Genomic DNA, 25,878 nt, shown 5'->3' on the forward strand with positions numbered 1-25,878 from the left:
CGGCCGGGCGCCTGGCAGCAGTCCGCCCGAGGCGCCGGGCGGCCAGACTTGACGCATGTCGCGCCGGTACGGTCTCGCGTTCGTCCGTAACCTCGCCCAGGCCGGGCTGGGTCTGCTCGGCCTGGGGATGTCAGTACTGCTGGTGGCGGCGGCCACCCTGGTCGTGCCGTACCTGCCGGCGGCCCGGGCCGGCAAGCGGCTGGCCGATCTGGGCCGGCGGCTGGCCGGGCGCTGGGGCGGCGTGCCGATTCCGGTGGAGCAGCGTCCGGGACCGCCGGTGCCGCGGCGCAGGGCAGACGGCTGGTACGTCTACGAGAACGAGCTCTACCGCTCGCCCCGGCTGCCGGCGTACCTGATGGAGATCACCTGGCGCGGCGAGGACCGGGCGCTGCTCCGCGAGTGGGTCTGGCTGCACCTCACGCCCTTCGTCGGCGGTCTCGGCACGCTGGTCCCGCCGGTGCTGGCCGGTGCCGGGGTCGGGCTCGGCGCGCTCGGGCTGACCGGCGGCACGGCCCCGGTCGTCGGCTCGCCGCCGCTGGCGCTGGCGCTGCCGGTCGGGCTGGCGCTGGTCGCGCTCGGCTTCGCCGTCGCGCCGCTGACGCTGCGGCTGCACGCCCTGTGGAGCCGGTTGCTGCTCCAGCCGGCGGAGCGGTCCTGGTGGCACCGGTCGAGGCTGGCCGGCTGGACGACGCGGCGGTCGTCCGCCGCCTGGCACGGTGCCGGGCTGGTCGGTCTCGGGGCCGCGGCGTTCGGCGGCTTCCTGCTGAACCTGGTGACCTTGCTGGGCGCCTGGACCGCCCTGTCGCCGCAGGTGTCCGAGCTGACCCGAACGCTGGTGACCCGCTACCGCCGGTACGTCCACACCTGGGCCGGGGTCACGATTCCGGAGCCGTACCGGCCCTTTCCCACGCTGCCCCGGCCGGAGGAGGACGGCCGCTACCGGGTCGGCCGTACCCTGCACGCCGACCGGTCGTCGGCGATCCGCGCCCAGGCGTGGGAGTGGACCTTCACCGATCCGGCGTTCTGGCGGGACCAGCTCTGGATGGCCACCAACCCGCTGCTCGGGGCGCTCGGACTGGTCCCCGCCGCGCTGATCTCGCTGGGGTTGTTCGGGCTGGTCGGGCAGCCGATCTGGTGGGCGCCCTGGGCGGTGCCGCTGGGACTGTTCAGCGGGGAGTGGGTCACGCCGTGGTACCTCTGGTACGGCGTGACGTACCTCTCGCCGGACCTCGGCGGAATTCCCGGCTGGACCAGCGCGCTGCTCGGCCTGGCGATGGCCGGCGTCGGTGTGCTGCTCGCCCCGGCCCTGCTCCGGCTGCGCCTGCGGTACGACCGGCTGCTGCTCGCCCCGACCCGGTCGGCCGAGCTGGCGCTGCGGGTACGGCGACTGACCGAGACCCGGGCCGACGCCGTCGACACCCAGGCGGCCGAACTGCGCCGGATCGAACGGGACCTGCACGACGGGGCGCAGGCCCGGCTGATCGCGGTCGGGCTCAGCCTGGCCGGGGTGGAGCGGCTGATCGAGGAGGATCCGTCCGCCGCGCAGGCGATGGTGGCCCAGGCCCGGTACGCCTCGGCGACCGCGCTGACCGAACTGCGGGACCTGGTCCGGGGCATCCATCCGCCGGTACTCGCCGAGCGGGGTCTGCCGGACGCGCTCCGGGCCGTGGCGCTGGACAGCCCGGTCCCGGTACGGGTGACCGGGGAACTGCCGGGCCGGCTCGACGCGCCGGTGGAGTCGGCGGCGTACTTCTGCGTGCTGGAGGCGCTGGCCAACGCCAGCCGGCATGGCGGTGCGAGCACGGTGGAGATCGACATCGCGCACACCGGTACGGTGCTGCGGATCACGGTCGTCGACGACGGTCGGGGCGGCGCCGATCCGGCCCGGGGCACCGGGCTGCGCGGCGTGCGACGTCGACTGGGCGCGTTCGACGGGGTACTCACCGTGCACAGCCCGGTCGGCGGCCCGACGCTGGTGACGGTGGAGATCCCCTGCCCACGCCCCGGGTAGCGGAGACGGCTTCGCCGGGTAGCGGAGGCGGCCGGGTCAGGCCGAGGCGGTGCCGGTCGGCCGGGAGCGTAGCTCGGCCACGTAGTCGTCGGGCGCACCGGCCTTCTCCGCCGCGTTGGCGATCTCCGACAGGTACCACGCGGTGGGCAGCCCGCCCTCGTAGCCGGCGAAGACGTAGACCCAGGCGGTGATCTCGCCGTCCAGGGTGACCACCCGGACGTGCAGCTTCCGGTACGTGCCGGAGGCCACCCCCTCGACCTCGTCGAGTTGGGCGGCGTCCCAGGAGTGCACGTCGTAGAGTGCGACGAAGACCCGATCGCCGGGCGACTCGACGATGGTGGTGACGGCGCCCTCCCAGCCGATCACCCCCTCACCGGCGAAGGTGAGCCGCCAGCCTTCCAGCCAGCCGGTGCCCACCATCGGTGAGTGCGGGCAGTAGGCACGCATCCGGGCGGGATCGAGGTTTGAGCCGTACGCGGCGTAATGACGCACGGCGATGACGATAGCCCGGTGGAGGGGTGGGGGAGAATACGACCGTGCGTGTCGGACGGGTTCTGCACAAGATTGTCACTGGAAGCATCGACGGAGGGCGAGCACTGTGAGCCGGATTGTGATCATCGGCGGGGGGCCGGCCGGCTACGAGGCGGCGCTGGTCGCCGCCCAGTTGGACGCCGACGTGACGGTGGTCGAGGCCGACGGGGCGGGCGGGGCGTGCGTGCTGCACGACTGCGTACCGTCGAAGACCTTCATCGCCAGTTCCGAAGTGGTGACCGGATATCGGGACACCGAGGAGTTCGGGGTGCACTCGGACGGGCTGGACGCGATCACCGTCGACGCGTCGACCGTCCACGGCCGGGTCAAGCGGCTCGCACTCGCCCAGTCCGCCGACATCCAGGCAAAGCTGATCAAGGCTGGCGTGACCTTCGTCTCCGGTCGGGCCCGGCTCGGCGAGGACACGCTCGGTCACACCCACCGGGTGCTGGTGACCCCGTCGGACGGTGACTCCACGTACTCGATGGACGCCTCGACCGTGCTGATCGCCACCGGCGCCACCCCGAGGGTGCTGCCCACCGCGGTCCCGGACGGCGAGCGGATCCTGGACTGGCGCCAGGTCTACGACCTGACCGAGCTGCCGGAGCGGCTGATCGTGATCGGCTCCGGCGTCACCGGCGCCGAGTTCGCCAGTGCCTACCTGGCGATGGGGGTGCAGGTGACCCTGGTCTCCAGCCGCGACCGGGTGATGCCGCACGAGGACCCCGATGCCGCGATGGCGATCGAGCAGGTCTTCCGGGCCCGGGGGATGGAGATCCTCAACAACAGCCGGGCGAACGCGGTCCGCCGCTCCGGCGACGGGGTGGAGGTCGAACTCGCCGACGGCCGGGTGGTGTCCGGCTCGCACGCGCTGATGGCGGTCGGCTCGATCCCCAACACCGCCGACCTCGGCCTGACCGAGTACGGCGTGACGGTGGCACCGGGCGGCTACGTCAGCACCGACCGGGTCTCCCGGACCAACGTGCCTGGCATCTACGCCGCCGGTGACTGCACCGGGGTACTCCCGCTGGCCAGCGTCGCCGCCATGCAGGGCCGGATCGCGATGTGGCACGCGCTGGGCGAGGCGGTCTCGCCGCTGCGGCTGCGTACCGTCGCCGCCAACGTCTTCACCGATCCCGAGCTGGCCACGGTCGGGGTGTCGCAGAACGAGGTGGACTCCGGGCGGGTACCGGCCCGCCAGGTGATGCTGCCGCTGGCCGGCAACGCCCGGGCCAAGATGGCGGACGTGCGGGACGGGTTCATCAAGCTGTTCTGCCGGCCGGCCAGCGGGCAGGTGGTGGGCGGCGTGGTGGTGGCGCCGAAGGCCAGCGAGCTGATCCTGCCGATCACGATGGCGGTGGAGAACAATCTCACCGTCGACCAGTTGGCGATGACCTTCACCATCTATCCCTCGCTGTCCGGATCGATCACCGAGGCGGCCCGGCAGTTGATGCTGCACGGGCTGGAGTAGCGGCTCCGGCGGCTCTTCGGGGGCTCCGGGCGGGTGGTACGGATAGCTTCGCGGGGCGGTGGTGGCGCGGCCGGCGGCGTACCGTTGTCGGCGCGCGAGCCGTATCCCGTCGGGTCCCCCGTTCCCGGTGGTCGAAGCGGTTCGCCACCGGGCCGCCGGCGGGTCCCGCGCCGGCGGCCCTCCTAATCGGCGAGCCCGCCACCGGTGATCAAGGCACCGAGCAGAAGCTACGAACTTCTTCGTGGCCGAGGTCAACCGCAGCACCTGACCGGCCAGATTCCGGCCCGGGTCTCTGTCGATCCGGGCCGGTGGTCGCGCTTACGTGCCGTAGGGCTCCATCGCGACCGAGACCTACGTGCCGTGGGTGATGTCGCTGGCTGCCCGGACGATCAGGCGGCGCGCGTCCTCGCCGACCGCCGCCTGCTCCCACAGCCGATCAACCACCCTGGCGTGCGCGTCGGCGTCATCGCCGCGATAGGTGATCTAACCGAGGAAGGTGTCGACGATCGCCAGGTCGTCATACAGCTGGACGGCATGCTGGGGTGCGGTGGTTAGCGGCACACCCATCGGGACGATGCCGAACCGGATGTTGGGCAACCCGACGATCGTTTGAAGCCGGTCGAGCTGTCCGCGCATGACGTCCGGCGGGCAGAGCAACCACCGAAGCACGGGCTCGGCCAGCAGGAACTCGAACTGCTTCGTGGTGTCGTACAGATATGCCTGGCGCTGCATCCTGCGGCCGGAGCCGTAGCGACGACGACGCCTGTCACGGCCAGCCTGGATGTACACCGCCCTGACGCCGTCGCCGCCCTCAAGACTTTCGCGCTCGGGGAGGCAGCGCTCCCGGCGTCGTACTACAAAAGCGTTTCCGAGGGCGTCCAAGCGTCGGGGGCCGTCGTGGTGGCCGAGGTTGCTGACGTGAAGATAACTCGCATATTCCGGGGTGAGCATCCGGAGGACGTTTTTCAGATGATCGGCGTGGTACTCAACGTCCACGACGCCGTACATGGTCGGCTGCCGGCGGAATTTGCCGATCAACTAATCATTGAGTTCATGGGACGCGCCACCGACGAGCGAGTCGACTCGCTGAAGTCGCGGTTGTCGGGGTCACAGGGGCTGTGGGCCATTCGGCGTAAGGGTGACCCTCGGCCGGGGGGCGCGCCGATCCCGGTCACGCCCGAGGAACGGCAGTACTTCCTCACCATCTCCCCGCAGGGCCTGTTCGTCCAGGGCGCAACCGCCGTCGAGACGCCGCTCGCGGAATCCGTCAGCGGTGACATGGCTGCGGAAGGTCGCCGGTACGCACGGTTGAGCGAGCTGGTCGGCGCCGTGCGCAACCTGGTGTAGACGCGGCTGCCCCACCACACCCAGGGCACGATCAGGCGGCCGTCCACAGGCGCCCCAGATATCCACAGCTCGGCAGCCACCGTGGTACCCGGTCGCGGCAACGGTCGGGCAGGCTGCTGGTGTCGTCGTAGCCACCCTCCGGCCGCCGGCCACAGCCCGATGCAGGTGGGGCAGGCCGGATCGGAAGGCACCGACCAGCAAGAAGCGGGCCCCGACCTCGGGAATGAGGTCGGGCCCGCAACGTACGGAACGGAGGTCAGGCGTCGGTGTCCTGCCGGTTCGGGACCACGTACACCCCGAGCGCGCCGGGCACGGCCAGGGCCAGGGTGACCGCCTCGGTGGAGGTGATCACGTCGTCGCCGCTTCGCCGCCGGGTCGAGGAGCAGCAGCGGGTAGAGCAGGAGCGAAACAGGCCGGAGGAACCGGCAGCAGTGTATGCGGAGAACGAACCCGGCCCTGCCCGGCCGCCGGTCCGTTCTCCGGCCAGGCATGGCAGATTTGCGCGTGCCGCCGGCTACCTGGCGCTGCTCCTGGCCATCTTCCTGTTCGCCGAGCTGAGCATGACAGCGGCGATGTTCACTGGTACCGACTTCGACGATGCCGAGCGGACCGGTCAGGCGACCGTGCGCTCCTGTGAGCGGTACGGGCCGGTCGGCCACGGGTTCGGTTACTGGGCCGAGTGCCGTGCCGAAGTCGTCTGGAGCGACGGGGACCGTGAGGTGCTAACCCCCGGCAAGCGGGGCTTCTTCAGCGTGGACGAGGTGGGTACCACGGTCACCATCGGTGATCTCGGCTACAGCCGGGGTGGGCGGTCGCTCGCCCGGGAGGAGCGCCCACCCCGCCCGCTCGCCACGGTGGTGGCCGCCGCCTTCGCGATGATCGCCGTGTTGCTCGCCCTGGCGATGCTGTGGGTGCTCTGGGACAGCCTGCGGACGGGCGTACGCAGGCTCGTGCGAGTCAGGCCGACAGATCCCGGGGGCCCGCACCGTCCAGCCCCCGTCAGCCGTGACAGAGATCGACGAGTTTGACAGCCGGCGGACTCGCCGAGGCAACTGAAAGGCTTGCTGACCTGGAGTCCGATCGGGAATTGGCGATCATGCGTCGTCGCCGTGTTACGCGGGCGCAACGAGATCGGCGTAACGTCAGGTCATGGCGGACTTGTTCGAGGACTACCGCCTCGGGCCCGGCTGGGACGAGATGTTCGGCGCGCCCGGGATGCCTCGGGACGCGTACGAGGCGCTGCATGCCACCCTGCAACCGCTGTCCAGCGTCGAGCTGCGGGTCCGGGCCGACGTGCTCGCCCGGGCCTTCCTCGACCAGGGGATCACCTTTGCGCTCAAGGGCGTCGAGCGGCCGTTCCCGCTGGACATCGTGCCCCGGATCATCGCCGCAGGCGAGTGGCGGGTGGTCGAGGCCGGAGTCGCCCAGCGGGTACGGGCCCTGGAGGCGTTCCTTGCCGACATCTACGGCGCCGGCCAGGTGCTGGCCGACGGGGTGGTGCCGCGCCGGGTGGTGGTGACCAGCGCGCACTTCCACCGGGAGGCGGCCGGGATCGTCCCGCACAACGGGGTACGCATCCACGTCGCCGGAGTCGACCTGGTCCGCGACGAGCGGGGCGACTTCCGGGTGCTGGAGGACAACGTCCGGGTCCCGTCCGGGGTCAGCTACGTGATGGAGAACCGCCGGGCGATGGCGCACGTACTGCCGGAGGTCTTCGCCGCGACCCGGATCCAGCCGGTCGAGTCGTACCCGGGGCAGTTGTTGCGGGCGCTGCGCGCGGCGGCGCCGGTCGGGATCACCGACCCCACGGTGGTGGTGTTGACCCCCGGCGTGCACAACTCGGCCTACTTCGAGCACGCCCTGCTGGCCCGCGAGATGGGCGTCGAGCTGGTCGAGGGTCGAGACCTGGTCTGCGTGGGTAACGAGGTCGCCATGCGGACCACCGCGGGCGAGCAGCGGGTCGACGTCATCTACCGGCGGATCGACGACGAGTTCCTCGACCCGGTGCACTTCCGGGCCGACTCGGTGCTCGGGGTGGCCGGGCTGCTCAACGCGGCCCGGGCCGGCCGGGTCACCATCGCCAACGCGGTCGGCAACGGGGTCGCGGACGACAAGCTGCTCTACTCGTACGTCCCGGAGCTGATCCGCTACTACCTGGCCGAGCAGCCGATCCTGTCCAACGTGGAGACGTACCGGCTGGAGGACCCGGAGGTGCGCGAGCACGTCCTCGGCCGGCTCGACGAACTCGTGCTCAAGCCGGTTGACGGCTCCGGCGGCTCCGGCATCGTGATTGGCTCGCAGGCGACCGACGAGGAACTGGCCGAGCTGCGGCACCGGATCGCCGTCGACCCGCGCGGCTGGATCGCCCAGCGCGAGGTGGCGCTCTCCATGGTGCCGACCCTGGTCGGCAACCGGCTGCGGGCCCGGCACGTCGACCTGCGGCCGTTCGCGGTGAACGATGGGCAGCGGGTCACGGTGCTGCCGGGCGGGCTGACCCGGGTGGCGCTGCCGGAGGGCGCTCTGGTGGTCAACTCCAGCCAAGGCGGCGGCTCCAAGGACACCTGGATACTCGCCGAGCCGGCCTCCGGGCTCAGCCCGGTGGACCTCACCTCGGGAATCGAGACCTCGGGAATCGAGCCGGCCGACCCGGACGGGTCGCCGCCGGCATCGGTGCCGGCGCCGCGCAGCCCGGACCCGGGCCCGGACGCCGGCCTGGTCGGCGTGCAGCAGCAGCAACAGCAGCAGTCCGCCCGGGACGGCAGCGGGTCGGAGCGGTCGCGGTGCTGAGCCGGATCGCCGAGTCGCTCTACTGGATCGGCCGGTACGTCGAGCGGGCCGAGGACACCGCCCGGATCCTCGACGTGCACCTGCACCGGATGCTCGCCGACCCCTGGGTGGACGAGGCGACCGCCTGCCGCTCCCTGCTCACCGTGATGGGGGTCGGGCCGCTGGAGCAGCCGGCCACCGCCAACCGGGTGGTCGGGGTGCTCGGCCTCGACGAGGAGAACCCCAGTTCCGTGGTCGGTGCCCTGGCGGCGGCCCGGGAGAACGCCCGAGGCGCCCGGGAGACCATCTCGGCCGACATGTGGGAGTGCCTCAACTCGACCTGGCACGGCCTGCCGGCCGTCCGGCGCCGGGCCGAGCAGCAGGGCGTACACGCGTTCTTCCGGTGGGTCCGGGAACGCTGCGCGGTGATGGCCGGGCTGACCGACGCCACCATGAGCCGGGACGAGGGCTGGCTCTTCCTGGTACTCGGCCGCAGCGTCGAACGGGTCGACATGACCGCCCGGCTGCTCTCCACCCACGTACGCGCCGGCGGCAGCATCCCGTCCTGGCTGACCCTGCTGCGCTCCTGCGGCGCCTGGGAGACGTTCCTGCGCACCTACCGCGGCTCGCTCGACGACCGGTACGCCGCCGAGTTCCTGCTGCTCGACCGGCTCTTCCCGCGCTCGGTCTTCGCCGCGCTCTCCCGGGCCGAGGCGTGCCTGCGCGAGCTGGAACCGACCGGCGGCCCGGGCCGGCCCGGCCGGACCGGGGTCTCCACCGACGCGCAGCGGATCATCGGCCGGGCCCGGACCGGCCTGGAGTTCCGGGCCGCCGACGAGCTGATCGGCGACCTCGCCGCGGTGCTGTCCGGGCTGGAACGCACCTGCTCACAGGTGAACGACGCGGTCTCCCGTCGCTACTTCCGGCAGACGTCGGCGGTGGCCTGGCTGCCGGAGGCGGTGGCGTGACCGGGACCGGGTGCGACGGCGGAGTAGTGCGGCGGGCGAGGAAGGGGACGCGATGACGGTGGGCAGTTGGCGGTTGAAGATCCGGCACCAGACCGGCTTCAGCTACGCCGGTGCGGTGGCCTCCTCCTACAACGAGGCGCGGATGTCGCCGCGCAACGAGGCCCGCCAGGCGGTGCTGGAGGCGCGGGTGGAGGTGTGGCCGTCGGCCCGGACCTACCGGTACGAGGACTACTGGGGGACCGTGGTGACCGCCTTCGACGTGCACAGCGCGCACGAATCGTTGCAGGTCACCGCCATCTCCACCGTGGAGACACAGGGTCCAGGCGACCAGTTGGCGGCGACCGACGGGGTGGGCTGGGCCGACCTGCGCGGGGCGGAGAGTACGGACCGCTGGTACGAGCTGCTGCTGCCCACCCCGCGTACCGCGCTGGACGAGGAGCTGACCGGGCTGGCCGAGTCCGTCCGGGCCGCCCAGCCGACCCCGCACGCCGCCGCGATGGCGCTCTGCGAGCAGGTCAGGGACGAGGTCGCGTACACCTCCGGCGCCACCGGCGTGCAGACCGACGCCGTACAGGCCTGGCGGCAGCGCAAGGGGGTCTGCCAGGACATCAGCCACCTGGTGGTGGGGCTGCTGCGCACCATCGGCATCCCGGCCCGGTACGTCTCCGGCTACCTGCACCCGGCACCCGACGCCGCGATCGGGGACGGCGTGGTGGGGCAGAGCCACGCCTGGGTGGAGTGGTGGGTCGGCCGGTGGACGGCCTTCGACCCGACCAACGGGGTACCGGTCGGCGAGCGGCACGTGGTGGTCGGCCGGGGCCGGGAGTACGGCGACGTACCGCCGCTCAAGGGCGTCTACGCCGGCCCGGCCAACACCGGGCAGGGCGTCGAGGTGACCGTCACCCGACTGCGCTGAGCCGGGGCCGGCCTGCGGTAGGTGCCGCTGCCCTGCGGTAGGCGGCCCGGGCGCTGCGGCAAGTGCCGCTGTGCTGCGCTTGGTCCCGCCGTCCGGCGCTGGTGGCCGGGCGGAAATGGGCTGCGGCGAGGCGGCCGGCCGGAGTACCGTGGCCGCCATGCGCAGCGCGATGAGCGAGACGACGACGCCGGGACACCCCGGCGTGCCGCGCTGACGCAGACCAACTCGTCGACTGGCCCCGGGGCGATCCGCTCCGGGGCTTCGTCGTGCGCACCAGATCGGCGCGGTCCCGGGGCGGAGCAGCCGCCGGGCCGTACCAGATCTGGGAGCTGACATGCACGACCACCGCAGGCTCGGCCGCGAGCTGGAGCTGTTCCACGCCGATCCGCTCTCCGGGGCCGGGCTGCCGGTCTGGCTGCCGGCCGGCGCCGCCGCCCGGCACAGCGTCGAGGAGTACGTCCGCGAGCTGGAACGCCGGGCCGGCTACCAGCACGTCTACTCGCCCCCGCTCGGCAAGCGGGAGCTGTTCGAGCTGTCCGGGCATCTCGGCTACTTCGCTGGCGACATGTTCCCGGTGCTGCGGCTCTCCGACGACGACGAGTTCGTACTCCGTCCGGCCCTCTGCCCGCACCACGCCCTGGTCTACCGGGCCAGGGGCCGGTCCTACCGGGAGCTGCCGCTGCGCATCGCCGAGCTGGGCGGGATGTACCGGCCGGAGCGGTCCGGAGTGCTCGGCGGGCTCAGCCGGGTGCGGGCGATCTCGCTCAACGACGCGCACAACTTCTGCCCGCCGGAGCAGGTCGGCGCCGAGGTCGCCGAGGTGCTGGAGCTGATCCGGGTGGCGCACGCCGCGCTCGGGGTACGCCCGGCGGGGTTCCGGCTGTCGCTGCGCGGACCGGGCGAGAAGTACGTCGGCGACGACGAGGAGTGGCGGCACGCCGAGGACCTGCTCCGGGCGGCACTGTCCGGACTGCCGTACGTCGAGGCGCCCGGGGAGGCGGCGTTCTACGGACCGAAGATCGACATCCAGGTACGGGACGCGGCCGGCCGGGAGTCGACCCTCTCCACCATCCAGCTCGACTTCGACAAGCCGGCCCGGTTCGACCTCTGCTACGCCGACGCCCGGGGAGGGCGGGCGCGACCGGTGATGGTGCACCGGAGCCTGGTCGGCAGCATGGAGCGGCTCTTCGCGTACCTGATCGAGGTGCACGCCGGAGCCTTCCCGGCCTGGTACGCCCCGGTCCAGGTGCGGGTGCTGCCGGTCGGGCCGGATCAGGTGGCGGCGGCGGAGGCGTTCCGCCGGGACTGCGTACTGGCCGGGCTGCGGGCGGAGCTGGTCGTCGACGGGTCGCTCGGTGCCCGGATCCGGGACGTCGCCCAGCGCCGGGTCCCGTACGCGGCGGTGCTCGGCGCCCGGGAGGTGGCGGCCGGGCAGGTGGCGCTGCGGTTGCGGGACGGCCGGGGCGTTGACCCGATGGCGGCGCCGGACGCGTTGGGCCTGATCGCCGGGGTGGTTGCCGGCCGGTCGGCGGAACTCCTACCCTGAGCCGGGCCGGCTGGTGCGGCCAGCATATCTTGTCGATGCCAAGATATGCTGGCCGCCATGAGCGAGGACAGCGCCGCCGGGCGCCCGTACCATCACGGAGACCTGCGGAGGGCGTTGCTCTCCGCTGCCGCGACCGCGATCGAGGAGTCCGGTCCGGCCGGGCTCAGCCTGCGCGACCTGGCCCGCCGGGCCGGCGTCTCGCACGCCGCCCCGGCGCACCACTTCGGCGACAAGGCCGGGCTGCTCACCGCGTTCGCCACCGAGGGCTTCGAGATGCTGGCCGACACGCTGGCCCAGATCCGCCAGGAGTCCGGCGGCAGCCTGCGGGAACTCGGTGTCGGCTATGTCACGTTCGCGGTGCACCACCGGGCCCACTTCGAGGTGATGTTCCGGCCGGACCTCTTCCACCGCGACGACGCCGCACTCACCGCCGCCCAGCAGCGGGCCCGGGCGGCACTCCGGGCCGGTGTGTCCGGCCTGCCGGCGGCACCGGTCGGCCCGGAGGCGGCGCAGACCGAGCTGGCCGCCTGGTCGATCGTGCACGGCTTCGCCACCCTGTGGCTCGGCGGGGCGCTCCGGGGCGACCAGGTCGGCGACGATCCGGAGGCCGCCGCCAGGCTGGTGATCAGCCGGCTCTTCACGACACCCGGTTGAGCCGTCTCCGCCGTTCAGCAGTTGCGGGCGTTCCGCACAGCTCACCTGTTGGCGGTGTTCCCGGCAACTCACCTGTTGGCGGTGTTCCCGGCAGCTCACCAGTTGGTGGGCAGCGGCATCCCCTCGGTGTAGCCGGCGGCGCTCTGCACCCCGACCACCGCGTTGGCGTGGAACTCGGCGAGATCGGCGGCGCCGGCGTACGTGCACGCGCTGCGTACCCCGGCGACGATCTCGTCGATCAGGTCCTCCACGCCCGGCCGGTTCGGATCGAGGTACATCCGCGCGCTGGAGATCCCCTCCTCGAAGACCGCCTTCCGGGCCTGGTCGTACGGGCTGTCCTCGGCGGTACGCGCACTGACCGCCCGCGCCGAGGCCATGCCGAAGCTCTCCTTGTAGCGCCGGCCGTCGGCGTCGGTGTAGAGATCGCCGGGCGACTCGTAGGTGCCGGCGAACCAGGTGCCGATCATCACGTTCGACGCCCCGGCGGCCAGGGCCAGGGCGACGTCGCGCGGATGGCGTACCCCGCCGTCGGCCCAGACGTGCCGGCCCAGTTCGCGGGCGGCGGCCGCGCAGTCGAGTACCGCGGAGAACTGTGGCCGGCCCACCCCGGTCATCATCCGGGTGGTGCACATCGCCCCCGGCCCCACGCCGACCTTGACGATGTCCGCACCCGCCTCGACCAGATCCCGTACCCCTTCCGGGGTGACCACGTTGCCGGCGGCCACCGGTACCGGCGGGTCCAGGCTGCGTACCGCCCGCAGTGCCCGGAGCATCCGCTCCTGGTGGCCGTGCGCGGTGTCCACCACCAGGGTGTCCACCCCGGCCTCGAAGAGCGCGGCGGCCTTGCCGGCGACGTCGCCGTTGATGCCGATCGCGGCGGCGATGCGCAGCCGGTCCTTGCCGTCCAGCGCCGGCCGGTACAGCGTGGCCCGCAGCGCACCCCGGCGAGTCAGCACCCCGACCAGCCGGCCCTCGACGTCGACCACCGGGGCGAGTCGGCGGCGGCCCCGGGACAGCCGGTCGAACCCGGTCCGGGGATCGGCCTCGGCGGGCACGGTGTGCAGTTCCGTGGACATCACATGCCGCAACTGCGCGAACCGGTCCACCCCGACCGTGTCAGCCTCGGTCACCACCCCGACCGGCCGCCCGTCCGGGTCGATCACGATCACCGCACCGTGCGACCGCTTGGGCAACAGGTGGATGGCGTCTCCGACGGTGTCGGTCGGGCCGAGCGTGATCGCGGTGTCGTGCACCAGATGCCGCTGCTTGACCCAGCCGATCACCTCGGCGACCACCTCGATCGGGATGTCCTGTGGCAGTACGGCGAGACCTCCGCGCCGGGCCACCGTCTCGGCCATCCGCCGACCGGCCACCGCCGTCATGTTGGACACCACGATCGGGATCGTGGTGCCGGTCCCGTCGCTGCTGGCCAGGTCGACGTCGAGCCGGGACTCCACGGCCGACCGGACCGGGGCCAGGAAGACGTCGTTGTAGGTCAGATCCTGCGTGGGCTTTCCGCCGGTGATGAACCGCACCTGGCCATCATGCCGGAGGACGATCCACCCGGCCCGGCAGTCCCGCTGGTCACGTGACCGGCCTCTCCGGTTCTCGAAGGTGTCGCCGGGCCCCGGCGGCACCGGTGTCCCCGCTCTCGTCGTCTCCTGGCCGCTTGACCGGTCTGGGCTCGCCGTGGGCCGGTGGCGGGGACTCCCGGCCGAGGGTGGACGACGTGTGCCGGACGGGTCAGCTGATGACGCCGTGGGCCGGTGGTGGGGACTCCCGGCCGAGGGTCGACGATGTGTGCCGGCCGGGTCAGCTGATGACGCAGATGACGGCGCCGGCGGTGAGGACTCCGCCGACCTCGGCGGCGAGTTCGCTCACCACGCCGGCCTTGTGCGCGTACAGCGGCTGCTCCATCTTCATCGCCTCCATGACGACGATCAGGTCACCCTCGGCGACCGTGTCGCCGTCGGCAACCGCGATCTTGACGATGGTGCCCTGCATCGGGGAGGTCAGCGCGTCTCCACCGGCGGCGGCCCCGCCCGCCGCAGCGGACCGGCCAGCGCGCCGGGCCGGCCGTCGGGCGGCGGCACCGGAGGCAACCGGGCCGGCGGCCGGGGCCGTACCCGCGCCGTAGCCGGCGGGGAGGCTGACCTCCAGCCGCTTGCCGCCGACCTCGACCACGACGGTCTCCCGGGCGCCGGCCGGCTCGTCGGCCGGCGTGGCGCCGGTGAACGCCGGCACGGTGTTGTCGAACTCGGTCTCGATCCACCTGGTGTGCACGGTGAACGGCGCGGCGGTGAACGCCGGGTCCCGGACGACGAGCCGGTGGAACGGCAGCGCGGTGGCCATCCCGTCCACCACCATCTCGTCGAGGGCCCGGCGGGCGCGCTCCAGCGCCTCGGTACGGGTCTCGCCGGTGACGATCACCTTGGCGAGCAGGGAGTCGAAGTTGCCGCCGATCACGTCGCCCGCGGCGATCCCGGCATCCACCCGTACGCCGGGCCCGGCGGGAAGCCGCAGCGCGGTCACCGTGCCCGGTGCCGGCAGGAAGTTCCGGCCCGGGTCCTCGCCGTTGATCCGGAACTCGATCGAGTGCCCGCGCGGCACGGGATCGGCGTCGAACCGGAGCTTCTCGCCGGACGCGATCCGGAACTGCTCCCGGACCAGGTCGATGCCGGCGGTCTCCTCGGTCACCGGGTGTTCCACCTGCAGCCGCGTGTTCACCTCCAGGAAGGAGATGGTGCCGTCCGTGCCGACCAGGTATTCCACGGTGCCGGCGCCGTGGTAGTCGGCTTCCCGGCAGATCGCCTTCGCGCTGGCGTGGATCGCCGCCCGCTGCTCGTCGGTCAGGAACGGGGCCGGCGCCTCCTCGACGAGCTTCTGGTGGCGGCGTTGCAGCGAGCAGTCCCGGGTCCCGACCACCACGACGTTGCCATGCTGGTCGGCGAGGACCTGCGCCTCGACGTGCCGGGGCCGGTCCAGGTAGCGCTCGACGAAACATTCGCCCCGGCCGAACGCGGCCAGCGCCTCCCGGGTGGCCGACTCGAAGAGCGCCGGGATCTCCTCCATGGTCCGGGCCACCTTGAGACCCCGGCCGCCGCCGCCGAACGCCGCCTTGATCGCCACCGGCAGACCGTGCTCGGCAGCGAAGGCCAGCACCTCGTCCGGCCCGCCCACCGGCTCGGAGGTGCCGGGCACCAGCGGAGCGCCGGCCCGCTGCGCGAGATGCCGGGCGGTGACCTTGTCGCCCAGGTCGCGGATCGCCTGCGGGCTCGGCCCGATCCAGGTCAGGCCGGCGTTGATCACCGACGCGGCGAAGTCCGCGTTCTCCGAGAGAAACCCGTAACCCGGGTGTACGGCGTCAGCGCCCGACCGGGCGGCCACGTCGAGCAGCTTGTCGATCCGCAGGTACGTCTCGGTCGCGGTCTCGCCGCCGAGCGCGTACGCCTCGTCGGCGAGGGTGGCGTGCAGCGCGTCCCGGTCCGAGTCGGCGTAGACGGCGACGCTGGCCAGTCCGGCGTCCCGGCAGGCGCGGACGACCCGTACCGCGATCTCGCCCCGGTTGGCGATCAGTACCTTGCGCACGCGGCTGCTCCTCCTCGAATCGCTCCCCACCGTCGCCGGTCGCCAGGGTGGCTGCCAGGGACGTTGCCAGGGGCCATTGTCAACGACCCGGGCCGCCCGCCCGACGGGCGGGGGCGGTGAACCCGGCCGGCCGACCCGCGTCCGGCGCCGCTCCCGACCCGCTCGATACTCGCCTCCCGCCGCCGCCGAGGAGGCGGTGTCGCTGTTGGTCACGGCACCAACTACACGCCGTTACCTGGCCGGTCGACCCATGCCACGGGACGGCGTTGGTAGCTAGTCAATTTTGGTTATTACGCTTCTGGGTGTGTCGGCTACCCGAATGATGATTCTCGGCCTGGTCCGGTGGATGCAACCGGTACACGGCTATGACGTACGTCGCGAACTGCTGAGCTGGAGCGCGGACAAGTGGGCGAACGTCCAGCCCGGCTCGATCTACCACGCGCTGCGCAAGCTGACCGAGGAGGGATTGTTACGGGAGGTGGCCACCGAGCAGGTCGGCGCCCGTCCGGCCCGGGTCACGTACGGCATCACCTCGAAGGGCGAGGACGAGTTCCAGGGCCTGCTCAGGGGCAACTGGTGGAACCTCGGCGACGTCGTCGACCCGTTCTTCGCGGCCTTCTCCTTCCTGCCCGCACTGCCCCGGGAAGAGGCGTCGGCGGCGCTGCGTAACCGGGCCCGACTGCTGCGGGCGGTCAACGACAGCCTGCGGGCGGCGATGGAGTCCGGTTGGATGAAGAACGACAAGCCGGTGCATGTCGCCTGGATGTGGCAGCTGTCGATCGCCCGGGCGGAGGGGGAGATCGGCTGGTGCGAGCGGATCGCCGACCTGATCGACGCCGGGGTGCCGTACCTGCCGGAGGACTACGCCGAAAACCAGGATTGGGCGCAGTTCGCCTCGATGGCCGTCGACGCGAGCTGGGGCGGGGGGCGTACGCCCGACGAACCGGTTCCCCCCGAGTCGCCGTCGGCGGGGCCGGAGTCGTCGTCGGAGTCGTCGCCCGAGTCGTCGTCTCGACCGGCGGGGGACGGCAGGGCGACGCGTAATAATCAACGTTGACTAGATGCGCTATATCGCGTTAGCCTCCCGGAAGCGTTGCGGTGGGCGCCTTCTGGCGTGCCCCGGGGGATGGGGCCGGTGGGGATGCCGGTCCGGCTGACCAGGAGCAGGCATGATCGAGACAAAGGGGTTGCGGAAGTCGTTCCGCTCCCGGCAGGGCAGGGAGAAGAAGTCGGTCGACGCGGTCCGCGGTGTCGACCTCGTGGTGGCCGAGGGGGAGATCTTCGGCTTCCTCGGCCCGAACGGCGCGGGCAAGACCACCACGCTGCGGATGCTCGCCACGCTCATCGAACCGGACGGCGGCGAGGCCAACATCGCCGGCGTCGACCTGCGGACCAACCCGGCTGAGGTGCGGCGGCGGATCGGTTACGTGGCCCAGGGCGGCAGCACCTGGGACGAGTCGACCGCCCGCGAGGAGCTGGTCCTGCACGCCCGGATGTACGGGCTCAGCAAGGCCGAGGCGCAGCGGCGCGCGGTACGCGCCCTGGAGGCGTTCCAGCTCACCGAGTATGCCGACCGCAAGTGCAAGACGTACTCCGGTGGCCAGCGCCGGCGGGTCGACATCGCGCTCGGCATCATCCACGAACCGAAGATCGTCTTCCTGGACGAGCCGACCACCGGCCTCGACCCGCAGAGCCGGGCGCACATGTGGGACGAGATCCGCCGGCTCCGCGCCGAGGGCATGACGGTCTTCATCACCACGCACTACCTGGACGAGGCGGACGCGCTCTGCGACCGGATCGCCATCATGGACCACGGCGAGGTGGTCGCCGAGGGGACACCGGCGGAGCTGAAGCGGGAGATCTCCGGCGACGTGGTGCTCGTCGCCATCGAGGGCTCGGCCCAGGACGCCGGCAAGGTGCTGGAGACCGAGCCGTACGTCACCAGGTTGGAGACCTCGGACGAGGGCGCGCTCCGGCTCTACGTCAACGACGGGACCCGGGACATGCCCCAGATCCTCCGCGCGCTCGACGCTGCGGGCATCGCGCTCAGCTCGATCGAGCTGCACCGGCCCAGCCTCGACGACGTGTTCCTCACCAAGACCGGCCGCTCGCTGCGCGAGTCCTGACCGCTCGCCGCGCGAGACCTGCGCCTACGCCGCGCACCGCCGAACAGGAGACTTGTGATGAAATTCGCCCGTGACACATGGTTGATCTTCCAGCGGCAGTTCCTGCTGCTGGTCCGCCAGCCCGTCTGGCTCTTCGTCGGCATCTTCCAGCCGGTGATGTACCTGCTGCTCTTCGCCCCGCTGCTCAAGCCCGCGTTGCAGGCGTCGAGCAACGCGGAGGCGTACCGGATCTTCGTGCCCGGCCTGCTGGTCCTGCTCGCCATCTTCGGCGGGCTGTTCCAGGGCTTCGGGCTGATCGCCGAGCTGCGCGCCGGGGTGATCGAACGATCCCGGGTCACCCCGGTCAGCCGACTCGCCCTGCTGCTCGGCCGCTCGCTGCGCGACGTGGTGTCGCTGATCGCCCAGGCGATCATCATCACCCTGCTGGCGCTGGCCTTCGGGCTCTCGGTCTTCATCGGGGACCTGCTACTGGCGTACCTGATGCTGGCGCTGATCGCACTGATGACGTCGGCCCTGTCCTACGGGATCGCGCTGGTGGTGAAGAGCGAGGATGCGCTGGCGCCGCTGATGAACACGATCGCCCAGCCGGTCCTGCTGCTCTCCGGGATCCTGTTGCCGCTGAACTTCGCGCCGGGCTGGTTGCAGGGGATCGCCGACTGGAACCCGTTCTCCTGGGCGGTTGACGGCGCCCGGGCACTATTCGCCGGCGATCTCGGCAACGACGCCGTCTGGCAGGGACTCTCGGTGATGGCGGTGATCACGGCGCTCGCCGTGGTCTGGGCCGCGCGCGAGTTCGCGCGCAGCGTCCGCTAGCGCCCCATCGGGTACGGGTGGAGCCGGCCCCGGCGCCGGTTCCGCCCGTCCTCGGCCGGTGCCGGCGTCGGTGCTGGTGAGGGTCAGCGGCGGCGGGCCAGGGTGAGGCCGTCGGCGATCGGCAGCATCACGAGCTCGACCCGCTCGTCGGCGAGTACCGCCTCGTTGAACTCGACGATCGCCCGGTCCGCCACGGTCTGCGGGGCCAGGACCCGACCGCCCCGCAGCACGTTGTCCACCACGATCAGTCCACCGGTACGCATCCTCGGCACCAACTCGGCCCAGTAGGTCAGATAGCCCGGCTTGTCGGCGTCGACGAAGACGAGGTCGAGGTGCGGCTCCACGGGGAGGGAGCGCAGGTTCTCAGCGGCCGGGCCGATCCGCAGCTCGATCCGGTCGTCGACCCCGGCCCGTGCCCAGTAGCGGCGGGCGACCGCCGTGTACTCCTCGGAGATGTCGAAGCAGGTCAACCGGCCGTCGGCGGGCAGGCCACGGGCGATCGCCAGCGAGGAGAGCCCGGTGAAGGTGCCGACCTCGACCGCCTGCCGGGCGTTCACCAGCCGGGTCAGGAAGGTGAGCAGCCCCGCCTGCTCCGGAGCGATCTGCATCCCGGCGTCGGCCGGCAGTAGCGAAACCGTCTCGTCGATCAGCTCCCGGGCCAGGGCGTCCGGCGGGGAGCCGTGCGCCAGGACGTACGCGTGCAGGTCTTCGGTGAGCGGGATCGACTTCGTCGGCACTGCTCGACGCTATGCCAGGTTGCCGGCCGACGGTAGTGGTTCGTCAGTGCGGGTCGGTTGCCGCCGACGTGGCCGCCGTCCCGGCGCCGGCGCCGAACGGGGTCATTCGGGCAGCCCAGAGGTCCGTGATCAGCAGGTCGAGTTCGCCGAGCATGTGGCGGAACAGCGGCAGGGAGAGGCCGATCACCGCGCCGGGATCGCCGTCCACCCGGTCGACGAACGGGCCACCCAGCCCGTCGATGGTGAACGCGCCCGCCACCTGCAACGGCTCACCCGTCGCGACGTACGCGGCGATCTCGTCGTCGGTGATCTCCGCGAAGTAGACGGCGGTGCCGGCGACCCGGGCAACCTCGCGCCCGCTCGACAGGTCGATCAGGCAGTGCCCGGTGTGCAGCACGCCGCTCTTGCCCCGCATCGCCTGCCAGCGGCGGGTCGCCTCGTCCGCGTCGGCCGGCTTGCCGAGGATCTCGCCGTCGAAGGCCAGCACCGAGTCACAGCCGAGCACGAGCGTACGGGGCTCGGCCGCGTTGGTTCCGATCTCGTCGGTGGCACCGGCACCTTTGGCAGCCGATGCGATCCGCTCGGCTACCGCTCGTGCCTTCAGTTGAGCCAGTGTGCGGCTCAGCGCTTCCGGGGTCGAGGGGTCCACCTGCGATTCGTCGACCCCGCTGATCAGTACGTCCGGCTCGATGCCGGCGGCCTGCAGGAGCTTGCGTCGGGCCGGACTCGCTGAGGCGAGCACCAGGCGTAGCCGATCTGTCGTGTGCACGACGGCCAACGTACCCGGCCCGACGAGGGCTGTCCGCGATCGGGCCGGGTATTCGGATGGCTCGATTCAGAAGCGGCGCGGCTGCTGTCGCCGTCGCATCAGGAGCACCACCAGCAGGGTCACCAACAGGCCCAGTACGACGAGAGCCACCAGCACACCGATCAGGATCGTCGAGCCGACGTTCGACCTGTTCTCCGGTTCGGGTGCCGCGTTGCCGGCCTGGGTCTGACTGGGGCTGGGTGCGGCACTAGCGCTCGGATCGGCGCTTCCCTCCAGGGGCGGTACGTCCGCCGTCAGCGCCTTGACCAGGTTGAGTACCCCGTACCCGTACTCCTCGTCCCGACCCGGCGCCCCCTTGTCATCAGCGGTCGCGGTCAGCCGATGTACGACTTCCTCCGCCGACAGATCCGGAAACTTGCTCCGTACGAGCGCAGCCGCCCCAGCCACGATCGCAGTTGAATCCGATGTACCCGTTGTCTTGCGGTAGCCCCCGTCAACTGAAGTGCTGTATATGTCCACGCCCGGCGCGACGATAGCGACTCTACTCCCTGTCACCGAGATCTCGGCGTGGTCTCCACGCTGATCAGTTGCCCCGACCGCGAGAACTCCGCTAAACCCTGCAGGGAACCCTACTAGAAAGTTGCCCGGCCTATTACCCACTCCGGCGACGACTACAATATTCGCCTTAAGTGCAGCCTCCACTGCTTCCCTTAATTTCGGAGTGCCGCCTGCGGTGGCGGAGACGCTTATAACGTCAACCTTCTTGGACGTCGCCCATTCAATTCCCCTCGCCAAGTCATTAGCGTTGCCGCCTTCGCCTTCGCCGTCTTGAATAGGGATCAATTTGGCGCGCGGTGCGATGCCCAGCGCTCCGTTCGTGCCGCGCCCATGGGCCGCAATCAATCCTGCCATTCCGGTTCCATGGCCGCCGGGGTCGCTATCCCTGCGTCCATCGCCAGATCCGCCGGCGTACGTGGTAGTACCTGGCAGCAGATTGTTTCGAAGGTCAGGATGTGGGTCTACTCCGCTGTCGATGACCGCGACAGTGACGCCAGCGCCCTGACTGACTCTATGAGCTTCTGCTACCTTGAGATAGCTTAGGTGCCATTGGTTCCGGCGTGTTTGATCAGCATGCGCAGGGGCTGCAGGTAGAACGGCGACGGCCGTGGCGCAAAGGAGCGCCACGGCCGCACGGGCCCTGCGAGAAGTCACCGCTTATGGCCAATCGTCGGGCCAGGATCAATCCTGCCGTTCTCGCGGGTAGGCATCATGACGGGGGTGACTCCCTCGTCAGTCTCCCAGGGATTGTCTGGATCCCAATGCTGGTTGTTCTGATCTCCATTCTTTTGACTAATGCCGCGCGTGCCCGGTCGCATGCCAGCAGCCTGACCAGGGCCGGTGACGCTAGCGCCCGTGCCTCCGCCGATTACGCCGCCAACCGGGTTGATGCGTCGCGCTGCTGATCCGGCTCCTGCGGCCGGTTGCGACAAACCCGCTCCAGGCGATGCGCCAATCATTCCCCCTGGAGGCATTGCTCGTGGCGGCATCCCAACGTGGGGACTAAAGCCCGACTTGTTGTTCAGTCCACCGCTTGGTGGCACCATCGATGTGGTTGGGTAGCCAGGAGGTAGCCCAGGGGGTTTGGCCCCGGGAGGCAGCCCTGGCGGCTTGGCCCAAGGTGGGGGCCCGGGGGTGATCGGAGGCGGAGGCAGGACCGGACCAGTGGTAGGTGGCGGGGGTGGGATAACGCTTGGTGGCGTTGGTGGCACGGCAGGGGGCGCGATCGGCCCGGTGCCACCAAGGATCGGACCGGCTCCAGGTGCGGTGGGTGTTGGGACAACGGCATGAATAGCTGGAGTCGGTGGCGGTGTATAACTTGCTCCACCACCTGCCGGTATCGGGACAACCGGCGGGAGGACGGGTGGGCTTGAACCGCCCATTACGCTGCTTCCGCCTCCACCTCCTCCGTCGTTCTCATCGATAGGTTTCTTATCGTTTCGGTACACCGGAGGCTTGCGAAGCTGTACCTGGGCGGTGGCGAGTTCGCTGCTTAGCCCGTACATGATGTGGCGAGCGCGCCAGTTCAGGTCTTCCAGGTCGGATTGGGTCGTCGGCTGCTGTCCGGCAGGCGGCCGGCCGTTGTTCGCCTTAACCGCCGCGTCGTACTGCTGCTTGGCCTGCTCCTTCGCGAGGTATTCCTTGTGGATCTCCTCAAGGTCCCTACGCGACTCCCAGATCGCCTGAGTCACGCCCGTGAGGGCCTGCTGGTTGGCAGCGGCCGTGTCGTAGACGCCCTGCACCGTCTCGATGAGGTAGTCGAGCCGTGTGACGTACGCCTTCGAGGCCTCGCTCTTCTCCGGCGGCCAAGCTTCGATCAGGTTGTCGCGGTACTGCTTCAACCGCGACAGATGGAGCAAGCTGAGTTCGGAGGTCTTCCGCCAACCGCTGACATGCTGCCAGTGCGTGTCCGTCTGCTGGTTGGCCAACAGACTCCACATCTGTCGGACATCGTGCGAGGTCCAGTTGGTCGTGCCGGAGATCTGGCCGCTCCCCCCGCCTCCGCCATCAAGCATTGGGGCTCCCCGTGTTCTCTGTGCCACCCTGCGGCGCTGTCACGTTCTGCGACCTGGGCGGCGGCGGTGCCGCTGCACCAGTCTCATCAAGCGCCTTCTCGACATCGCGGACCCGGGCCTGCGAGAACGCGTCGGCGTTGCCGTAGTTCTTGCTGACCTTCTCGGCGGCGGTGGCGAGGCCGCCGGTGCCGTCGCCGACGTCCCAGACCCGTGTCGAGGTGTCCTGTTGGACGTTCCGATGCGCCTCGAAGAACGACACCAGCTCGGCGAAGCCTGCATTCGGCGCGGGCAGGTTAGGCAGCATGTCCGACTGGACTTCTTCCATGTGTGGTACGTAGTTCTTCTGGACCTCGGCCAGGAGCTGCTGGGCGAACTCTTCCATCCGCTGGATGTCAGCCTCTATGGCACCGCCGTAGTCGCGCAGCCACGCAGGGCCGCGGTCTTCCTCAGGTATCACGTCTTCTCCCCAGGTGCTACGTACTGCCCCACGCCCAAGGTTAGTGGGTACGGGCCGGCGTGGGCAGCCCCGTCGGGTCGCCCGGAGCAGGTCAGTGAGGAAGGCCGGAGACCCGCCAGGCGTCACGGCCGGCGTGGGCCGGCATGCCGGACGGGGACACCGTACCGGGACGACCCGTTCGTGCCCAGGTCGACACGGCGGCGGGTCGGACCGATGTGGCCGGTCGGGGACGGAGGAAGATCGCCCCGACCAGGGCGGCCAACTCTTCCGGTGTGGGGGTACCCCGCACCACCCGGAGCAGTGGTTCTTCGTCAGCCATGGCATTGAGGGTACGTCCCTGTCGATTGGTGCGCGTCTCAGATAGGCGTGCCGAGGGTGTGACTCTTGTTGCCGTTGGGTACCGTCCACGGGTGTCTAGTGCGCCTCCACAACTCATCGCTGACCGGTACCGACTTGTCGAGCCGCTCGGCCAGGGCGGGATGGGTCGGGTCTGGAAGGCGCGTGACGAGGTGCTGCACCGGGACGTCGCGATCAAGGAGTTGGTCCCGCCGCCCGGGCTGACCGAGGACGAGCGTCGGGAGATGCGTGAACGCTCGCTCCGCGAGGCGCGGGCGATCGCCCGGCTCAATCACGCGAACGTGGTCCGCGTCTTCGACGTACTGCGTACCGACGGTGATCCGTGGATCGTCATGGAGTACGTCCCGTCGCGGTCGTTGCAGGACACGCTGGCCAGCGACGGGCCGGTGTCGCCGACCCGGGCCGCCGAGATCGGTCTCGGGGTGCTGGGTGCGTTGAAGTCCGCGCACCGGGCCGGGGTGATGCACCGGGACGTGAAGCCCGGAAACGTGCTGCTCGGCGATGACGGCCGGGTGGTGCTGACCGACTTCGGACTCGCCACCGTGCCGGGGGACCCGAACGTGACCCGTACCGGACTGGTGTTGGGGTCGCCCGCGTACATCGCGCCGGAGCGGGCCCGGGACGGCACCGCCGGGCCGGAGGGTGACCTCTGGTCGCTGGGCGCGACGCTCTACGCCGCCGTCGAGGGCCAGTCGCCGTTCGCCCGACCGTCCGCGATCGCGACGTTGGCGGCGCTGGCCACCGAGCCACCGCCGGCGTCGCGCCGGGCCGGCCCGCTCAAGGCCGTGCTCGCCGGGCTGTTGCGCAAGGACCCGACGACCCGGATCAACGCCGAGGTGGCGGAGCGGTTGCTCCGTCGCGCGGCAGGCCGGCGCAGGAACCCCGGGATGTCACTGCTGGACGGGGTACGACGGCCGGGGCCGCAGGGCCCGCGCGGACCGGGCGAGCCGCGTACCCGGATCGTGCCGTTGCCGTCGCCCCGACCGGCTCCCGCCGCGCCGCCGATCGCACCGGCCGCTGCCCCGGCGGTGCCGCCGGCTGCCGAGACGACCAAGTTGCCGGCCGCTCCACCGGCTGCCGAGACGACCAAGTTGCCGGCCGCTCCACCGGCTGCCGAGACGACCAAGTTGCCGGCCGCCGAGACCACGAAGCTGCCGGCCGCTCCACCGGCCGCCAAGACGACCAAGCTGCCCACCCCGGACGAGAAGGAGCCGGCGGCGGAGCCACCCGCAGCCGAGGTACCGGAGGAAGTCGCCAGCTCGGACAGTGCCCGGCCACCTGCCGAGCCGACAGTCGTCGTCGTGCCCGGCGAGTCGGCCGACGGGGCCGAGGTGAAGGCCGACGGGGCCGAGGTGAAGTCGGCGCCGGCGCCCACCGCGGTCCAGCCGAAGGTGGAGGCGACCCCGGACCAGTCGCCGGCACCGCAGCCGGCGGGCCGGGCTGTGGTCCCGGCCAGCGGCGACGACGAGTACGGCGACGGGCAGGGCGACCGGCGTGGCCCGCCGGCCGCCGTCGCGGCCGGCAACCGCCGGATGTGGCTGCTCGGCGGGTTGGTCGTGCTGCTCCTGCTCGCCCTCGTCGTGGTCGTGCCACTGGCCCGCGACGGCGGGTCGGGTGACCAGGACAAGGACCCGACCTCCGGCTCCGCGCCGACGAGTCAGCCCGCCGGTACGTCGTCCGCCCCCACCACCAGCGCGCCGCCGACCCCGACACCGGCCGCGACCACCGCTCAGCCGGCCCAGCCGCCGGTGACGCCGACGGGGCAGTCTGCTCCGCAGCTCCCGGCGGGGTGGCGGCTGCATCGGGACTCGACCGGGTTCTCCGTGCCGGTGCCGAACGGTTGGACGGTCAGCCGGGACGGCCCGCGGGTCAAGTTCAACGATCCCAACAGCCGCCGCTTCCTCATGATCGACCAGACGGACAATCCTCGGCCCGATCCCGTGGCCGACTGGAGGGAGCAGGAGCGCGCTCGCCGGGGCAACTACCGGAACTACGATCTGGTGACGATCCAGGCCGTCGACTACTGGCTGAGGGCTGCCGACTGGGAGTGGTTGCACGACGAGGACGGGGTACGGATGCACGTCCGTAACCGGGGCTTCGTCACCAGCAGCAAGAAGGCGTACGCGATCCGTTGGGACACCGAGGCGGCCGACTGGAACCGGGAACTCGCCACCTTCAAGATCATCGCGGACGGATTCCGACCCGCGAAGAGTTGACAGGCATGACCTCACTTCTGCCGGGGTAGTGG

22 protein-coding genes are annotated in these 25,878 nt (G+C 71.2%); 13 read left to right on the forward strand and 9 right to left on the reverse strand.

Annotation, left to right across the window (positions count from 1 at the left end):
* Positions 1–55 precede the first annotated feature (55 nt).
* Positions 56–2,011: a histidine kinase gene (locus AAH979_RS23840; RefSeq protein WP_346260340.1), complete on the forward strand. Its 1,956-nt coding sequence runs from the start codon at positions 56–58 to the stop codon at positions 2,009–2,011.
* Positions 2,012–2,047: 36 nt separating this feature from the next.
* Here AAH979_RS23840 and AAH979_RS23845 read toward each other — a convergent pair whose 3' ends face one another.
* A complete protein-coding gene (locus tag AAH979_RS23845; protein WP_101369614.1) occupies positions 2,048–2,503 on the reverse strand; it encodes a gamma-glutamylcyclotransferase in 456 nt (151 codons plus the stop codon).
* Between the two features lie 106 nt (positions 2,504–2,609).
* Here AAH979_RS23845 and AAH979_RS23850 point away from each other — a divergent pair, with 106 nt between their 5' ends.
* Positions 2,610–4,013, forward strand: a complete 1,404-nt coding sequence (locus tag AAH979_RS23850) for an NAD(P)H-quinone dehydrogenase (protein ID WP_346260341.1) — start codon at positions 2,610–2,612, stop codon at positions 4,011–4,013.
* Positions 4,014–4,496: 483 nt separating this feature from the next.
* Here AAH979_RS23850 and AAH979_RS23855 read toward each other — a convergent pair whose 3' ends face one another.
* A complete protein-coding gene (locus tag AAH979_RS23855; RefSeq protein WP_346260342.1) occupies positions 4,497–5,009 on the reverse strand; it encodes a Scr1 family TA system antitoxin-like transcriptional regulator in 513 nt (170 codons plus the stop codon).
* On the opposite strand from AAH979_RS23855, the gene AAH979_RS23860 reads away from it, so the two are divergent.
* From AAH979_RS23860 to AAH979_RS23890, 7 genes are all read left to right on the forward strand, one after another.
* Positions 4,983–5,360 (forward strand): hypothetical protein, encoded by a 378-nt coding sequence (locus tag AAH979_RS23860; protein ID WP_346260343.1) that lies wholly within the window; start codon positions 4,983–4,985, stop codon positions 5,358–5,360. The two genes, AAH979_RS23855 and AAH979_RS23860, sit on opposite strands and share 27 nt — an antisense overlap.
* 431 nt (positions 5,361–5,791) lie before the next feature.
* Entirely contained in the window at positions 5,792–6,388 is a 597-nt protein-coding gene (locus AAH979_RS23865; protein WP_346260344.1) for a DUF6346 domain-containing protein, read from the forward strand.
* Between the two features lie 121 nt (positions 6,389–6,509).
* Positions 6,510–8,147, forward strand: coding sequence for a circularly permuted type 2 ATP-grasp protein (locus AAH979_RS23870; RefSeq protein WP_346260345.1), 1,638 nt, complete (start codon positions 6,510–6,512; stop codon positions 8,145–8,147).
* Positions 8,141–9,094: an alpha-E domain-containing protein gene (locus AAH979_RS23875; protein WP_346260346.1), complete on the forward strand. Its 954-nt coding sequence runs from the start codon at positions 8,141–8,143 to the stop codon at positions 9,092–9,094. Before AAH979_RS23870 ends, AAH979_RS23875 begins: the two co-directional genes overlap by 7 nt.
* Positions 9,095–9,146: 52 nt before the next feature.
* Complete coding sequence (locus AAH979_RS23880; protein ID WP_346260347.1) at positions 9,147–10,010, forward strand: transglutaminase family protein; 864 nt, start codon at positions 9,147–9,149, stop codon at positions 10,008–10,010.
* A gap of 334 nt (positions 10,011–10,344) precedes the next feature.
* Positions 10,345–11,556 (forward strand): threonine--tRNA ligase, encoded by a 1,212-nt coding sequence (gene thrS, locus AAH979_RS23885; RefSeq protein WP_346260348.1) that lies wholly within the window; start codon positions 10,345–10,347, stop codon positions 11,554–11,556.
* Between the two features lie 57 nt (positions 11,557–11,613).
* Positions 11,614–12,210, forward strand: a complete 597-nt coding sequence (locus tag AAH979_RS23890; protein ID WP_346260349.1) for a TetR/AcrR family transcriptional regulator — start codon at positions 11,614–11,616, stop codon at positions 12,208–12,210.
* A 95-nt stretch (positions 12,211–12,305) separates the two neighbouring features.
* Here the strand turns inward: AAH979_RS23890 and AAH979_RS23895 are convergent, their stop codons facing one another.
* Both AAH979_RS23895 and AAH979_RS23900 read right to left on the reverse strand, forming a co-directional pair.
* Positions 12,306–13,745: a GuaB1 family IMP dehydrogenase-related protein gene (locus AAH979_RS23895; RefSeq protein WP_346260350.1), complete on the reverse strand. Its 1,440-nt coding sequence runs from the start codon at positions 13,743–13,745 to the stop codon at positions 12,306–12,308.
* Positions 13,746–14,022: 277 nt separating this feature from the next.
* Positions 14,023–15,798: a biotin carboxylase N-terminal domain-containing protein gene (locus AAH979_RS23900; RefSeq protein ID WP_346260351.1), complete on the reverse strand. Its 1,776-nt coding sequence runs from the start codon at positions 15,796–15,798 to the stop codon at positions 14,023–14,025.
* A 304-nt stretch (positions 15,799–16,102) separates the two neighbouring features.
* On the opposite strand from AAH979_RS23900, the gene AAH979_RS23905 reads away from it, so the two are divergent.
* From AAH979_RS23905 to AAH979_RS23915, 3 genes are all read left to right on the forward strand, one after another.
* Positions 16,103–16,855, forward strand: coding sequence for a PadR family transcriptional regulator (locus AAH979_RS23905; RefSeq protein ID WP_346260352.1), 753 nt, complete (start codon positions 16,103–16,105; stop codon positions 16,853–16,855).
* A gap of 112 nt (positions 16,856–16,967) precedes the next feature.
* Entirely contained in the window at positions 16,968–17,924 is a 957-nt protein-coding gene (locus AAH979_RS23910) for an ATP-binding cassette domain-containing protein (protein WP_346260353.1), read from the forward strand.
* Positions 17,925–17,981: 57 nt separating this feature from the next.
* Positions 17,982–18,737: an ABC transporter permease gene (locus tag AAH979_RS23915; protein ID WP_203864409.1), complete on the forward strand. Its 756-nt coding sequence runs from the start codon at positions 17,982–17,984 to the stop codon at positions 18,735–18,737.
* 83 nt (positions 18,738–18,820) lie between these two features.
* Here the strand turns inward: AAH979_RS23915 and AAH979_RS23920 are convergent, their stop codons facing one another.
* From AAH979_RS23920 to AAH979_RS23940, 5 genes are all read right to left on the reverse strand, one after another.
* Entirely contained in the window at positions 18,821–19,474 is a 654-nt protein-coding gene (locus AAH979_RS23920; protein WP_346260354.1) for an O-methyltransferase, read from the reverse strand.
* A 43-nt stretch (positions 19,475–19,517) separates the two neighbouring features.
* Positions 19,518–20,243, reverse strand: a complete 726-nt coding sequence (locus AAH979_RS23925) for a Maf family protein (protein WP_346260355.1) — start codon at positions 20,241–20,243, stop codon at positions 19,518–19,520.
* A gap of 66 nt (positions 20,244–20,309) precedes the next feature.
* Complete coding sequence (gene mycP / locus AAH979_RS23930) at positions 20,310–21,455, reverse strand: type VII secretion-associated serine protease mycosin (protein WP_346260356.1); 1,146 nt, start codon at positions 21,453–21,455, stop codon at positions 20,310–20,312.
* A gap of 1,353 nt (positions 21,456–22,808) precedes the next feature.
* Positions 22,809–23,273 (reverse strand): hypothetical protein, encoded by a 465-nt coding sequence (locus AAH979_RS23935; RefSeq protein WP_346260357.1) that lies wholly within the window; start codon positions 23,271–23,273, stop codon positions 22,809–22,811.
* A 91-nt stretch (positions 23,274–23,364) separates the two neighbouring features.
* Positions 23,365–23,592 (reverse strand): acyl-CoA carboxylase subunit epsilon, encoded by a 228-nt coding sequence (locus tag AAH979_RS23940; RefSeq protein ID WP_346260358.1) that lies wholly within the window; start codon positions 23,590–23,592, stop codon positions 23,365–23,367.
* 91 nt (positions 23,593–23,683) lie between these two features.
* Here AAH979_RS23940 and AAH979_RS23945 point away from each other — a divergent pair, with 91 nt between their 5' ends.
* Positions 23,684–25,846, forward strand: a complete 2,163-nt coding sequence (locus tag AAH979_RS23945) for a protein kinase (protein ID WP_346260359.1) — start codon at positions 23,684–23,686, stop codon at positions 25,844–25,846.
* The last annotated feature ends 32 nt before the right edge of the window (positions 25,847–25,878 follow it).

The sequence above is a fragment of the Plantactinospora sp. ZYX-F-223 genome, from assembly GCF_039649625.1.
Taxonomy (GTDB): domain Bacteria; phylum Actinomycetota; class Actinomycetes; order Mycobacteriales; family Micromonosporaceae; genus Plantactinospora.